General features: G+C 54.5%; 1 protein-coding gene. It reads left to right on the forward strand.

Annotation, left to right across the window (positions count from 1 at the left end; all coding sequences use genetic code 11):
- Positions 1-218 (forward strand): hypothetical protein (locus ACEN88_RS36000; protein WP_413347169.1); only part of this gene is annotated, 218 nt, incomplete at its 5' end.
- Between the last annotated feature and the right edge of the window lie 28 nt (positions 219-246).

Raw genomic sequence — 246 nt, forward strand, 5'->3', positions numbered from 1 at the left:
CTGGCGATCTTGTTGCCGATCGTCAGTGGTCAGTCCAGTTCGAATCGTACTTCCCTCGCAGCTTCTGCTACGCCTGGCAACTCTTCGCTTCAGGTGATTACTACGACCATCACCTCTCTCGTTACGCCGACTGCTTCTGGCTCCCGCTCGGCCTCGCCTACTACTTTCGTGTTGACTTTGACGGTCAACTCGACAACCTCTTCCGATGGATCGACTAGCAACACGACTGTTGAGGGGAATGGGAAT

It is taken from the genome of Massilia sp. CT11-108 (assembly GCF_047302915.1).
Lineage (GTDB): Bacteria > Pseudomonadota > Gammaproteobacteria > Burkholderiales > Burkholderiaceae_D > Telluria > Telluria orientalis.